The 13978-nt window shown below is 53.3% G+C and carries 11 protein-coding genes, 2 pseudogenes and 1 other annotated feature; of the genes and pseudogenes, 1 reads left to right on the top strand and 12 read right to left on the bottom strand.

The window, feature by feature from the left end:
- Positions 1-143: 143 nt before the first annotated feature.
- The 4 genes from SD71_RS00100 to SD71_RS22730 all read right to left on the bottom strand — a co-directional run bounded on the left by SD71_RS00100 (position 144) and on the right by SD71_RS22730 (position 5204).
- Complete coding sequence (locus SD71_RS00100; protein WP_041058188.1) at positions 144-2735, bottom strand: DNA internalization-related competence protein ComEC/Rec2; 2592 nt, start codon at positions 2733-2735, stop codon at positions 144-146.
- A gap of 84 nt (positions 2736-2819) precedes the next feature.
- The gene (locus tag SD71_RS00105) at positions 2820-3332 is read right to left on the bottom strand and encodes a deoxycytidylate deaminase (protein ID WP_041058190.1); all 513 of its coding nucleotides are present in this window, start codon (positions 3330-3332) and stop codon (positions 2820-2822) included.
- A 25-nt stretch (positions 3333-3357) separates the two neighbouring features.
- Positions 3358-4650, bottom strand: a complete 1293-nt coding sequence (locus tag SD71_RS00110; protein WP_041058193.1) for a homocysteine synthase — start codon at positions 4648-4650, stop codon at positions 3358-3360.
- A gap of 80 nt (positions 4651-4730) precedes the next feature.
- On the bottom strand, positions 4731-5204 hold the full coding sequence (locus SD71_RS22730; protein WP_082033944.1) for a ComEA family DNA-binding protein: 474 nt from the start codon (positions 5202-5204) through the stop codon (positions 4731-4733).
- Between the two features lie 109 nt (positions 5205-5313).
- On the opposite strand from SD71_RS22730, the pseudogene comER reads away from it, so the two are divergent.
- Positions 5314-6146 (top strand): annotated as a pseudogene (gene comER / locus SD71_RS00120) (late competence protein ComER).
- Positions 6147-6672: 526 nt separating this feature from the next.
- Here the strand turns inward: comER and SD71_RS00125 are convergent.
- The 8 genes and pseudogenes from SD71_RS00125 to yhbY all read right to left on the bottom strand — a co-directional run bounded on the left by SD71_RS00125 (position 6673) and on the right by yhbY (position 13976).
- Complete coding sequence (locus SD71_RS00125) at positions 6673-7293, bottom strand: hypothetical protein (protein WP_041058196.1); 621 nt, start codon at positions 7291-7293, stop codon at positions 6673-6675.
- A gap of 315 nt (positions 7294-7608) precedes the next feature.
- A pseudogene (leuS, locus tag SD71_RS00130) lies at positions 7609-10020 on the bottom strand (leucine--tRNA ligase); the annotation flags it as partial.
- 74 nt (positions 10021-10094) lie between these two features.
- Positions 10095-10322: a binding site (T-box leader), on the bottom strand.
- A gap of 63 nt (positions 10323-10385) precedes the next feature.
- A complete protein-coding gene (locus tag SD71_RS00135) occupies positions 10386-11174 on the bottom strand; it encodes a class I SAM-dependent DNA methyltransferase (protein WP_041058199.1) in 789 nt (262 codons plus the stop codon).
- A gap of 35 nt (positions 11175-11209) precedes the next feature.
- A complete protein-coding gene (locus SD71_RS00140) occupies positions 11210-12145 on the bottom strand; it encodes a CvfB family protein (RefSeq protein ID WP_041058203.1) in 936 nt (311 codons plus the stop codon).
- Positions 12142-12486 carry a ribosome silencing factor gene (rsfS, locus tag SD71_RS00145; protein ID WP_041058206.1) on the bottom strand — a complete coding sequence of 115 codons (345 nt, stop codon included), beginning with the start codon at positions 12484-12486 and terminating at the stop codon, positions 12142-12144. Before rsfS ends, SD71_RS00140 begins: the two co-directional genes overlap by 4 nt.
- Before the next feature lie 3 nt (positions 12487-12489).
- Positions 12490-13083: a bis(5'-nucleosyl)-tetraphosphatase (symmetrical) YqeK gene (gene yqeK / locus SD71_RS00150; protein WP_041058209.1), complete on the bottom strand. Its 594-nt coding sequence runs from the start codon at positions 13081-13083 to the stop codon at positions 12490-12492.
- Positions 13073-13660, bottom strand: coding sequence for a nicotinate-nucleotide adenylyltransferase (locus tag SD71_RS00155; RefSeq protein ID WP_041058211.1), 588 nt, complete (start codon positions 13658-13660; stop codon positions 13073-13075). Before SD71_RS00155 ends, yqeK begins: the two co-directional genes overlap by 11 nt.
- A gap of 22 nt (positions 13661-13682) precedes the next feature.
- Entirely contained in the window at positions 13683-13976 is a 294-nt protein-coding gene (yhbY, locus tag SD71_RS00160) for a ribosome assembly RNA-binding protein YhbY (RefSeq protein ID WP_041058214.1), read from the bottom strand.
- Positions 13977-13978: the final 2 nt, after the last annotated feature.

Genomic DNA, 13978 nt, shown 5'->3' on the forward strand with positions numbered 1-13978 from the left:
AAGATCCTCCCCCCCTGCACCCTCTCAGACGCAAATGTCCGATAAAAGGTTGCAACCCCTAAACCCATGAATTAAACACAATTTTTATAAGCTGTATAAGTCTAGCAATAATGTTACCATGAGCACAATCTTTTAAATAGAGTTTATTGCTGACCGGCGTTTGTAAAATGTTTGATGCGGCGCGACAGCTCTCCGTTCGGCGCAATCCGGTACTGTACCTCACCATGCACATCCGTGCGGAAAAGTGAGCTTCCGGAATCCGTAATTCTCTGCACCACTTCCGGAGCGGGATGACCGTAGAGGTTGTTGCGGCCGACGGAAATTACGGTTTCTGCCGGCTGCCAATACGCTAACCATGGGAATGATGTGGACGTTTTGCTTCCATGATGTGCCGCTTTCAGCACATCGGCGGCGGCGTGCAGCAACAACGGCGCATTTGAGCCCACAATTTCCTGCTCAGCAGCAGCACCGACATCCCCGGGCAGCAAAAAGCGGCGTCCATACACCGTCACTAATAAAACGATGCTGCGCTCGTTTTGTTCATTTATAAAGGGGATATCATCTGCTGCGCGAGCGTCAGCTGTCTGAGGGTACAATATGCTGATGCTCGTCGTTCCGTCAACCGCCCATCTCATAGAGGAATCCACCGCAAAACACGGGATATTTTTGTTTAAAGCCAGTTGGAACAGTTCTTTGACAGCGGAGGAATCTTTCAACGTCCCGTTAAACCATATTTTTCTGACGGGTATGTTTGCGATGACCGCTTTAGCCCCGCCGATATGATCGGCATCCAGGTGGGTCAACACGAGCGCATCCAATTCCCGGACTCCGCGCTGCAGCAGCAGCGGCACAATAAGTTTTCGGCCCGGCTCATAGGGATCCCGGCGCTCGCGCCACTCGTCTCCCGGCTTCCGGAAGCGGATGGCTCCGCCGCTGTCGATCAGAATATGCTTGCCTCCCCCGGTGCGGACCAAAATACTGTCAGCCTGACCGACGTCGAGAAACATGATTTTACCGGCTTCATCAAAGGCAGCGGGCCGTACGCCCCAGAGAAGCCACACCAGCATCAAAACCCCGGCTCCAATCGCATAAAATGTGACCCCCTTTGACCTTAGCTTAGGCCTCAACATTGTCAAAGGGGCGGTGATGTCGCCGACAGCGGCTGCCGACCGGGATTCCGATTCTTTTTCACGCCACCACTGTTCCTCTCTTTTTCTCGACAATCTGCAGTTCAATAGAACTATCATCAGTCCCATGACAAGATAAGCGCAAAAAACCCATGCCCATGAGGGCTGGGACCATACGGTTCGCAATGCGCCGAAGCTGCTCAGCCAATCCACCAGATCAAATGTCCATCGGTTGCCCAAGGAAGCAAGCATCGCCGGAATTTTTCCCAAAGGAAGCCATACTGCGCCGAAGACAATGGAAGCCATGCCTAAAGGCATCACAATAAAACTGATGAACGGCACGAGAATCAAATTCGCGGGCAACGACAACAAGTGGACGGAGTGAAAATAATACACGGTCAGCGGGAAAGAGACGGCTTGAGCCGTAACGGCAACCGCGAGCGGTGCCTTCAGCCATTTCCATACGGGAAGCGATGCGGTCACGGCCGGAACAAACAGGATTAAACCGGCAGTTACGACAAATGACAGCTGAAAGCTGACGTCACCGATCAGGCGCGCATCCCAGATCAGCATGAGCATAGCGGCAGCCGACAACAGATGAAACCCGTCTTTCAGGGCATTGCGCCGGGCTAACCAAAGTGCCAGCATAGCCATTAGGCAGGCGCGGACGGCTGATGGAGAGGCGCCTGTGAGCATCATATATACCGGCATGAGAGCAATCGCAATGGCCAATGAGCGCTCTCTGGTTACCCTGATCCAAGATAAAATTTTGAGAATCAGGAACACGACGACAGCGACATGCAGGCCTGAAATCGCCAAGACATGGGTCAGGCCGAGCCGTGAAAATTCATCGAACTGCTCCGGATTCAAGTCCGAACGTATACCGGCTACCAATCCTTTCATATAACCGGCGTCCCCTTCCGGGTATAACGCGTCCATCAGCTGCCCGATCCGGGAGCGAATGTCATCCAACTTGCGTAGCGGTTTTACATATAAGGGAACCTGACCCGGATAACCGAGGCCGACGCTATCGGTTCCTTCAGCTTGCAGCTGCCAGTGAATGCCCCGCTTATGCAAATAATCTCGGTAATCGAACGCGCCGAAATTTCCGGCTTGCCCGGGCTGCTCGAGCCGCCCTGTTACCTCTACCGTGTCTCCTCTCGCCCAGGCGGATGCCAGCTGTTGTTCCGCTTGCTGCCGAAGCTTGACCCGTAGCAGCACCTTTTCACGGATTTGCTGTTCCGCTGCGGCAGTGGACATTTTTATTGTGCGTCCCGTCAGTTCAAGCGTCACAAGATCTCCGTCCACTTCAACCGTCGAAGAAATATAGCCTGTCAGCACAGCGTCTGCAGATGAGATGTTATGCGGCATGATGATCTGCGATGTATTGCCGTTGTCGACTGCCGTTCGCTGAGCTGCGGCACCCAGCAGTGCCAACGAGCAGCAGACTGTGATCAGCCATGTCGACTTACCCGTAAGCGCAGCTGCGACGAAAATGAAGAGCAGGCCGGCCAACAGCAATACGGCTTCCTGCCCATGAGAAAGCGATACCGCAGCGGTGCCGGCCACCCAGGTGCAGGCGATTGCCACGAACGGCCTTCTTTCCATTCGCCCCGCTCCTTTCTCCGAAAATGAAAAAAGAACCCCTTCACCTTGTCGGTGAAGAGGTTCCTCCTCTTCAGGCTGTTCGCTCTATGCGCCGTCCTGCACTTGCGTGTCCGCAGGAGCTGTGTAGGGCTCAATTTTCTTAAATCGGATTCCTCTTTGCTTCATCAGTGTTGTTACTTTTTCATGATCCTTCGGGTAATCTCGATGATATACGATTTCCACGATGCCGCTGTTCGCGAGCATATTGGCGCACGTCCAGCAAGGTTCGTCGGTTACGTAAACGACTGAGCCCTCACGGTCAACGCGGTCCGTGAACAACAGCAGATTCTGCTCGGCATGTATCGTTCGGATGCACCGTTGCTTCTTCACCATCCCGCCGTTGTCCGTTGAGGACGGCACCAGCTCTTCCACAATCAGACATCCGTCCTCGGAGCAGTCGGGCGTTCCCATCGGCGCGCCGTTATAGGCGGTTCCAAGTAGTTTTTTTCCCTGCACGAGTACAGTACCGACATGCCGCCGCGGACAGCGGGACCTTGTAGAAACCATATAGGCGATGTCCATAAAGTACGTGTCCCAATCTTTCCGCAAAGATGACATCCTCTGTACCCCCGAATTCGATGACTTACCTCTGGCTCGCTGTCAATGCTTGATCCAGGTCGCCGAGAATATCTTTGATGCCTTCCGTACCGATAGATAAACGGATCATGCCCGGCTGAACGCCCGCCGATTGCTGCTCGGTTTCACTCAGCTGTTGATGCGTCGTGCTCGCAGGATGGATAATAAGCGATTTGGAATCGCCCACGTTGGCCAGATGCGAGAACAGTTTAACGGCGTTGATCACCTTTTTGCCGGCTTCCAATCCGCCTTTGATTCCAAAAGTCATGATAGCGCCTTGACCGTTCGGTAAATATTTTTGCGCTTTGTCGTATGATTCATGGCTTTCCAAGCCGGCATAATTCACCCACTCAACGGCCGGATGCTTTTCCAGAAACTGTGCGACAGTGAGCGCGTTGCTGCTATGCCGTTCCATTCTGAGATGAAGCGTCTCCAAACCTTGCAGGAATAAAAAAGAATTGAACGGTGACAGCGCGGCTCCCATATCACGCAGAAGCTGCACACGCATTTTGATAATGTAGGCGATGGGACCGACCGCGTCAGTGTACACCACTCCATGGTAGCTGGGATCCGGCTCCGTTAAACCGGCAAACTTGCCGCTGGATTTCCAGTCGAATTTTCCCCCGTCTATGACAACGCCGCCGATGGATGTACCGTGCCCACCGATAAACTTAGTAGCCGAGTGCAATACGATATCTGCGCCGTGCTCGAGCGGACGGCATAGGAAAGGTGTCGCGAACGTATTGTCGATGATAAGAGGAATACCGTTGTCATGCGCAATTGAGGCAACCGCGGCAATATCCACGATATCACCTCTAGGGTTACCGATCGTTTCGGCGAAAACCGCTTTTGTTTTGTCGGTAATCGCTGACCGGAAATTTTCAGGCTTCGAAGGATCTACGAATTTAACCGTGATGCCAAGCTTGGGAAGTGTGTTCGAAAACAAGTTATATGTGCCGCCATAAAGGCTCGAAGCCGAAACAATCTCATCTCCTGCGCCGGCTATATTAAGTATGGAATACGTAATTGCCGCCTGCCCAGAAGCTACCGCCAATGCTGCAGCCCCTCCTTCGAGAGCGGCGATCCGCTGTTCGAAAACATCTGAAGTCGGATTCATAATTCTCGTATAAATATTGCCGAATTCCTTTAACGCAAACAAATTCGCGGCATGCTCGGTATCCCGAAAACCATACGAGCTCGTCTGATAGATCGGCACCGCGCGCGACAAAGTTGTCGGATCGAGTTGTTGTCCGCCGTGTACGGCCAAGGTTTCCAATGAATACGATTGCTCGTTCGCCATTCAATAACCTCCCAATGATCCAGATTTATGAAACTCCTTCTTATTCTCTCATAGTTGTTGGAAATAAAAAAGTAATCTCATTAACGATCGGTTTGACTTCCGACGGTTACGTGCGGTTCTATTTTCTCCAGCATTTTAGGGCCGATGCCTTTTACTTCGAGGAGCTGTTTCACAGATTTGAATGCTCCATTCTGCTCGCGGAAGGCTATGATTGCCTTGGCTTTGGACGCGCCTATACCCGGCAAGTCTTCCAATTGTGACTGCCTCGCTGTGTTGAGATCGAGCAATGTGCTCGCAGGAAACGGCATATGGGAGTCGGCTGCGGGATTGACCGGTTGGGTTGCCTGTGTGGTTGCTGGTGAAGTGTCGGGCCGTTGTGACGAAGCTGATGGCTGTTCAGACGGTGATGCGGTAATCGCCTTTTCTATACGTTTGTTGACAGGTTCCCAGCCGGGCACATCTTGATCAGAATCAGAAAAAAATATTGAGTAAGCGAGCAGAGCCGCTCCAATAGTGAGCAAGCCCGCTGCGAATACGGCTTTAGCGTTCGGCATGAGCCGTCCCTCCCTTTTATTCAATGCATATCATATAAAAGCGTCATTTCGGCCAAACCGTTGTTCATACAATGGGATGAATGATTCCGTGCGGAGGAGGGATGAAAGGATGAGATTCTGTTTCATCGGTGCGGGCAGCATGGGGAGCGTGTTAATAGGGGCGTTCATTCGCGCCGGCGCTATTCAGGCGGAACAAATTGCCGTCAGCTCCCGCACCCCCTCCAAAAGTGTCTCTCTTGCAGATCGATATCCGGGCCTGATCGTCTCCGCTTCCAACAAACATGCGGTGCTTGGGGCGGATTACGTGTTTTTGTGCGTAAAGCCGTTAGATTTCCGCGCCGTATTGGACGATATTTCCGCAGTACTGAGCCCGGAGCAAACCGTTATTTCCATCACCAGTCCCGTGACCATTTGTCAGCTTGAAGAACGTATACCCTGCAAAGTGACTAAAATAGTTCCCAGTGTAGTGAATGCCGTAGGAGCGGCGCATCGCTGTTCATGTGGGGAACGCGTTTGACGGCTGAGGATAAGGAAGCTTTGCTGCAGCTTTTCTCTACGATCAGCAGGCCGGTTGAAATCCAGGAGGAAGAAGTGCGCGCCGCGTCGGATTTGTCCAGCTGCGGACCCGCTTTCCTCGCTTATCTATTGGAACAGTTCATAGAAGCTGCAGTGTTGGAAGCAGGGATGGATCGGCAAACCGCGACCATTCTGGCTTGTGAAATGATGCTCGGCACCGCCCGGCTGCTGCTTGAGTATCCTTGCACCCCGAGCGAGCTTCAGTCCCGAGTCTCCGTGCCCGGCGGCATCACCGCCGCTGCTTTGGATGTACTCCGCAAATCGACGAGAGGCGCATTCCACCAAGTACTGCACACCACCCATGCCAAGTACGCCGAAGACCTGGAACGAGTAGACTCCTCCCTGTTCCCAAGGGAGCGGACTTAAGGCGGTGCTGCATGTAAGGCCGGCAATCGGCCTTACAATGTGCTTGATTGCGTATGCTGCAACCTGCATTGTTGGTCGTCGGCCTTACACGAAGTATCTGTGTACAAGCTAGCATGTGTAAGTCCGGTGGCCGGCCTTAGACTAGACGGTCAACATTTGTACATCTTGCCCCCTGTAAGTCCGGTGGCCAGCCTTAGACGATATACATTTGTACATGTTGTCACCTGTAAGTCCGGTGGCCGGACTTACACCATATTCGTCTGTACGTATTGCCACCTGTAAGTCCGGTTGCCAGCCTTAGGAGGTCTACCTCGCTACATGTTGCCACCTGTAAGTCCGGTTGGCGGACTTACACGATATTCCTCTGTACGTGTTGCCACTTGTAAGTCCGGTTGCCAGCCTTAAACTCTCCCAAGTCACAGTCAACCGCACACTCACAAAAAGTAATCACGTGCTTTAGGCAAAAGTTCAAACTCATGGTGTCGTTGAACTCCAGTACCGAGAGGTTTAACTAATTTCTTTTCCATCAGATTGCGAAGGACAGTTCGAGAGCATGCCTTCCACACTGCAGACAGTAACGAACATCTTCCAATTTTATAGGACGGTTGAGGCGAAGACCGTATCGAATCACCTCCCTCTCTAACACGGACAGTTCTTCGAATGCCAAGCCGGGGCTGGTGGAGAAGCGTCCGAGCAGTTCATAGAAGGCACGACGGGCGGCCTCGGCACGTTTCTCCTGTTCGTCCCGGGAGAACGGGATGTACTTGTACCCTTGCATTGCGATCGTACGAATGCGCATTTGCTCGAAGGTGAATCTGTCCCGTGTAATCATCTCGGCATGAGGAACAAATCCGTTGCTCTCGAAAGCAATACGCACAGGCTCATAAACGGCATCGACATAAATTTTAACTCCGGTGGTGCTCACCATTTCCTGCTCCATGGTAATGCCGTCGAATGATTTCAACACCGGCCATATGACAACTTCCAACATCTGCTTTTCACCTGTCAAATCCTTGTGCAGCCGTTCTAGCCTGGCTCCGGAAGCCGAGCGCCTCTGCTGATCCAGAAACTTCTCAAACTCTTGTTCGAACATATTCCCACCCCACACCATGAACTCCGTACGACTCGCCATCACTAATTTCTGCAACCATATTAGTTACTCCCGCCATACTGCTACTCAATCCCAACATGACAGCACCATCGGAACTTTCGCACACTATTACCTCCATCCACCCAGTTACTCCCGCCATACCACTGATCAATCCCAACATGACAGCATCATACAAACTTTCGCACCACTACCATCACCCCTACCTAAAAACAAAACACGCCGTCCGCTCCATGATGGAGACAAACGGCGTGTGCTTCACGCGATGAGGTTAGTTCGAATCAATGTTGACGCGCCTACCTTCAGATAATGTTAGTTCGCAACAATGTTCACGAGCTAACCTTACTGATAATGTTAGTTGGCTACGATGTTGACGAGCTTACCTTTTACGGCGATGATTTTGCGGACGGTTTTGCCTTCGGTCAAGGCTTTGACTTTGTCGAGGTTAAGCGCCAATTCCTGCATGCCGGCTTCATCGAGGTCGGACGGAATGTTGACGCGCTCCACAATTTTGCCGTTTACCTGGACGGCGATTTCGACTTCCGCATCGACCGTCAACGACGGATCGTATTCCGGCCACGGCGCATAACTGATAGAGCCCGCATGGCCAAGCTTCTCCCACAATTCTTCCGCAATATGCGGAGCGATCGGGGACAGCATCTGGACAAAATCCTCCATCGCTTTCTTCGGGAGCGTTTCGGACTTGTAAGCTTCGTTGACGAAAATCATCATCTGGCTGATCGCGGTATTGAACCGCAGAGCCTCGTAATCCTCGCCCACTTTCTTCAAGCTCTTATGCCATGTCCGGCGGAAATTTTCATCCCCGCTCACATTCTTTATTTTCACATTCAAGCCGCCGTTATCATCAACGAACAACCGCCATACACGGGAAAGGAACCGGTATATACCGTCCACTCCATTGGTGTTCCAAGGCTTGGTCGCTTCCAGCGGGCCCATGAACATCTCATACATGCGAAGCGTGTCGGCGCCGAACTCGTTCACGATATCATCCGGGTTGATGACGTTGCCGCGGGATTTGGACATTTTTTCGTTGTTGGTTCCCAATATCATCCCTTGGTTAACGAGCTTATGGAATGGCTCTTTCGTAGCGACCACACCGAGATCGTACAGCACCTTGTGCCAGAAACGGGCATACAGCAGATGAAGCACCGCATGCTCCGCGCCTCCAATGTACAAATCCACCGGCAGCCATTCGCGCTGCTTCTCAGGCGAACAGATTTCTTTCTCATTGAGCGGATCGATGAACCGCAAATAGTACCAGCAGCTGCCGGCCCACTGAGGCATCGTGTTCGTTTCGCGGCGCGCCCGCCGTCCGGTTCTCGGATCGACCACGTTGACCCATTCCGAGACATTAGCAAGCGGCGACTCGCCAGTGCCTGAAGGCTGAATCGCATCCACATCCGGCAACAAAAGAGGAAGCTCCTCTTCCGGCACCGTGTCCATCGTACCGTCTTCAAAGTGGAGCACCGGAATCGGTTCGCCCCAATAACGCTGGCGGCTGAACAACCAGTCGCGCAGGCGGTAAGTGACCTTCCCTTTTCCTTTGCCGTTGCTCTCCAAATGACGGATCATCACTTCAATCGCATCATCAGTGGACAATCCGTTCAGGAACTCGGAATTGACGAGTTTACCGTCGCCCGTAAATGCCGCTTCGGTAACATCTCCACCCTCGACCACCTCGATAATCGGCAGGCCGAACTTTTTAGCGAATTCCCAGTCCCGCTCGTCATGCCCCGGAACCGCCATGATGGCGCCGGTGCCATAACCGCCCAGCACATAATCCGCAATCCAGATCGGCAGCTTGCTGCCGTTGACGGGGTTGATCGCATACGCACCGGTAAATACGCCGGATTTGTCCTTGGCCAGATCGGTGCGTTCGAGATCGCTTTTACGGGCGGCTTGCTCCACATAAGCTTCAACCGCAGCTTGCTGCTCTGCCGAAGCAATGCGGCCGACCAACTCATGCTCGGGAGCCAGCACACAATAAGTTGCACCGAATAAAGTGTCCGGACGCGTCGTAAACACCGTCAACTCAGCATCGTGACCGTCTATCTCAAACACAACTTCCGCACCGGTAGACTTGCCGATCCAATTCCGCTGCATATCCTTAATGCTTTCCGACCAGTCCAGCTCTTCCAAGTCTTCAAGCAGGCGCTCTGCATACTCGGTAATTCTGAGCATCCACTGTCTCATCGGCTTACGGACAACCGGATGGCCGCCGCGCTCGCTCAGCCCGTCGATGACTTCCTCGTTCGCAAGCACCGTGCCGAGCGCGGGACACCAGTTGACCGGCACTTCTGCGACATAAGCAAGGCCCTTCTTATACAACTGGATAAAAATCCACTGCGTCCATTTGTAATATTGCGGATCCGTCGTGCTGATTTCGCGTTCCCAATCATACGAGAAACCGAGCGATTTGATCTGCCGCCGGAAATTGTCAATGTTCTCGACTGTAATTTCCCGCGGATGGCGGCCGGTTTGCAAAGCATATTGTTCGGCCGGCAGTCCGAAAGCGTCCCAGCCCATCGGATGCAGGACGTTAAAGCCCTTCATCCTTTTGAAGCGGCTCACGATGTCCGTTGCCGTGTAACCTTCCGGATGGCCGACGTGAAGCCCTGCGCCGGAAGGATAAGGGAACATGTCGAGCGCGTAAAATTTCGGTTTGCCGGGGTTTTCAGTCGTGCGGAATGTGTGGTGCGCATCCCAGTAACGCTGCCATTTCGGCTCGATCGTTTGCGGCTTGTAGCTTGATGATTATCTTGAGACATGAGGTATTGCTCCCTTCGCAATTAAAAAAACCTCCCGTCTCTAGCGTTGTCGCTAGGGACGAGAGGATTTATTCCCGTGGTACCACCCTAGTTGACGGCACCCTTCTTGGGTTACCGCCCACTTGTATCCCTTAACGCGGGCGACGCCGGGCTTATCGGAGGAATCCGTTCAGCTCGGAGGCTCCAAGGCGAGTTCATCGTGAACGCTAACCGGCTTGCACCATCCGCCGGCTCTCTGAGTAACGTCAGTCGATTACTGCTCCTTGTCACAGCCAAAGTATGCCATGATTATAGCCAATTCCAACAAATGATGTCAAGGCGTGCTATAGGAATGGGAGCGGGTTATTCAGGCTTACGCGCGATATAAAATAACCGTTCCGAATCTTCATTCGGAGCTTCCCAGCTGAAATCAGCGCAAAGATGCAGCAGCTCGAAGCCGGCCGCCGTCAATTCGCGAGCCATCCAATCCGGCTCGTAAGCACGCTGCACATGTGATTCTTCGAACCGGTGATACAGCGCGCCCGGTCCCGACGGAGAAGCCTCGTCCTTCACGAAGAACGTCAGATCATGCTCGATGATCAAATCCTTAGGGTCGTAATCGCATGTCCACAAATAGGAAAGATCCTTCTCATCATATACAAAAGGCTGCTCCTCCGCATACCGTTCCAGCTGCTTGGGAGCATGAACATCAAACAGGAATAAACCTCCGGGAGCCAGTCCGGTGAAAGTCCTCCGCAGCGTCAGCTTGATGTCGTCAGGAGTTGTTAAATAGTTGAGGCAGTCACAAAAACTGATGACCGTGTCGACCGCCTGCGGAAGTTCCCAATCCCGCATATCCTGCTGAAGCCAGCGGACAGTGCCTGGCTCTTGCCGAAGCCCGCGTCCCGGCGTCTCGTCCCATTTGTTGCGCGCAACGGACAGCATGTCGGCGGACAGATCGATGCCGAATACGCTAAAACCCGAACGGGCAAGCGGTATGGCCATATTGCCCGTCCCGCAGCCTAAATCGACGACCGTTCTCGGTATGCCGTATTTTTCCCAGCAGCTGCGTGCGAAAAACATCCATTCGGAATACGGCATTTCTTCCATCAGACGGTCGTATACGGCAGCGAATTGCCGGTAAGATCGCATGGCTGTCTCCTTTTCCGTTATGTATGTCTTTGAAGTTAGTCGACGCGGTCCCCGTTATCCGAGCTTTGAGCCGGTTGCTCTGCGCTGACAAGATGAGTCCAGGTGCCTTTTTGCGTGACCAGCCCTTCCTTCATCAGCTTGCCCAATGCGCGTTTAAACGCGGATTTACTGAGCCCGAATCTCCTTTTAATATCGTCGGCGCTTGTCTCGTCGGAATAAGGCATTGCACCGCCGGGCCTTTCTTTCATAAAAGCCAGCAGCCGATCCGCATCCTCGACGCGGCCGGTTTCTTTGGCGGGCCGAACGCTGAGGCTCACCCGCCCGTCTTCCCTCACCTGCGTGACACGGGCGCGAAATTTCTGTCCGATCCGCAGCGGGTGGATCATAGACGCGTCATGAATGTACCCGAGCGCACCGTAACCGAGCACGCCGCCTTCGACCAGCGTAAACACGCCGTCCCGGAAAACGTCGGTCACCCATCCTTCGCGCCATTCATTGTTCCAACCTGAAGGTGCGCGGAATATCAAAGGCGCAAAATCGTCAATCTTCGCGAGCCGGGCCAGCATTCGCCCTTCTTTGTCCTGCCGCATGACGACATGAAGCTCGTCACCGTTCTGCGGCCACACATCACGCCGTTCGGGAGGCAGCTCCTTGAGCGGCAGCAGCAGCTGACGCCCGATTCCCATCTCCAGAAAGTAACCGAACCGGGGATGGAAATCCGCCACTTCAAGCCTCGCCAATTGTCCGAACAACAGCTTCGGCCTGCGCAAAGTCGCGGTTATCCGTTCTTTGTCATCATGGAACAGAAATACCTCGACTTCCTCACCTACTCTAGGCGTTGTGCCGACGGCTTCGCCATACGGGAGCAGCACTTCCTGTCCCTCTGTGTCTCCTTCGCCAAGAAACCACCCGTAAGGCGACGTCTCCCGGAGGACGCGCAATTTCAGAAGATGTCCCGCCGAAAGGTTCATACCGTTCCAACCGCTTTCGCATCCGACCACAGCCGCTCCAGATGATAGTACTCCCTCTCATCACGGTGAAACACATGCGCAACGACATCTCCCATGTCAATCAGCACCCAGCGCGCCGTATCCATCCCTTCCAACCGCACCCGAGCGCCGCTCACTTCAGCACGTTTACGAATTTCCGTCGCGATCGACTGAACCTGAGTATCCGAGTTACCGTGGCAAATGACGAAATAGTCGGCGACCAAAGAAATACCCTGCAAATTCAGAGCGACCACATCAATCGCTTTTTTCTCTTCGGCTGCGTCCATCACCGCTTTTAACAATTGTTCCGAATTTCCCGCCATGTCTCAACCTCCATTAACCGTTGTATCTTTTTGTATTTTCAATTGCCTGATCAGATCATTGCGCGCTGTCACCGTGAGCGGGAAAATGGGTTTCCCCAGCTCGATCAACAGCTTTATCGTAGAATCGAATCCTGCGGCCAGCGCCTCTTCCAAACTATGTTGAGCGAGATCACGCATCTTATTCACACCTGGAAAATCACGGCCCGGCTCGATATAGTCGGCCAAGCACACGATTTTATCGAGAAGCGTCATGTCTGCCCGTCCCGAAGTATGATAGCGGATCGCGTCGAGCACTTCTTCATCCTCGATCCGGTGCTCGTTCTGCACGGCCCAAGCGCCGACATGCGCATGCCACAGCTCTTTATCGTAATCCAGAAGCTCCCCGGGCAATCGCTCGGTGCGAATGATTTGTTCCATGCGATTGATCGGCCAGGCTTTGGAGTAATCATGCAGCAGCGCCGCAAGTTCAGCTTTCTCCGCGTCTCCTCCGAAGCGTTCCGCCAATTCAACCGCCGTCTTTACGACACCCAGTGTGTGCTGCCATCTTTTGTCCGGCATCTGGCTGCGGGTTGCTTCCCTTAATAGCTCAAGATTCATATAAGCCATCCCTCTGAATCAATGTGAGCACCGGATCCGGAACCATATACCTGACCGACTTTCCTTCCTTCAACCTGCGCCGGATATCTGTGGACGATATGCCTATGGGCGGCATGCTCGCACGAAGCAGCCGATCCTGTATGAAATCCGGAAGCTCCGCCTCCGTCACCGGCTCATTCGGCCGCTCCAGACCTACGAAGAAGATTCTCGCGGTCAGCTCATCTATGCTTCTCCAATTCGGCAGATCGTTAATCATGTCCGAGCCAACAATCCAGAAAAACATGATGTCAGGATGCCGCTGCTGCAACGCAGTAACGGTATCGATCGTGTACGAAGTCCCGCTCCGGTGCAGTTCTATGTCTTCCACCTTAAAGCAGGGATTGCCGGCAATGGCTGCCTGCAGCATTTCGAGGCGTATGGAAGCAGCAACACCGGGCTCAGCTTTGTGAGGCGGAACAAGAGTGGGAACAAACCAGATTTGATCCAGCTCCGCTGCCTCTCTCGCTGCTTCAGCCGCCAATAGATGACCGATATGAATCGGATTAAAAGTACCGCCCAGCAAGCCGATCCGCTGCATAAGCCGCCGCCTTTCCCGCCTTTTAACGAGGAAGCTCGATCTGTTTGTGGTCGCGAGATTCTTTGTATAGGACGATGGTTTTGCCGATTACCTGCGCGAGCTCAGAACCCGTACGCTCCGCCAGTTCGGCGCCGATCTCACGAGGGTCGTCCATGCAATTGTTCAGCACGGAGACTTTGATCAGTTCGCGGCTCTCTATCGCTTCTTCAATATGGCGGATGAGATGGTCGTTCGTGCTGCCTTTGCCTACCTGGAAAATCGGTTTCAGGTGGTGGGCAAGCGATCTGAGGTGGCGTTTTTGTTTACCCGTTAACATGT

It is taken from the genome of Cohnella kolymensis (assembly GCF_000829465.1).
Taxonomy (GTDB): domain Bacteria; phylum Bacillota; class Bacilli; order Paenibacillales; family Paenibacillaceae; genus Cohnella; species Cohnella kolymensis.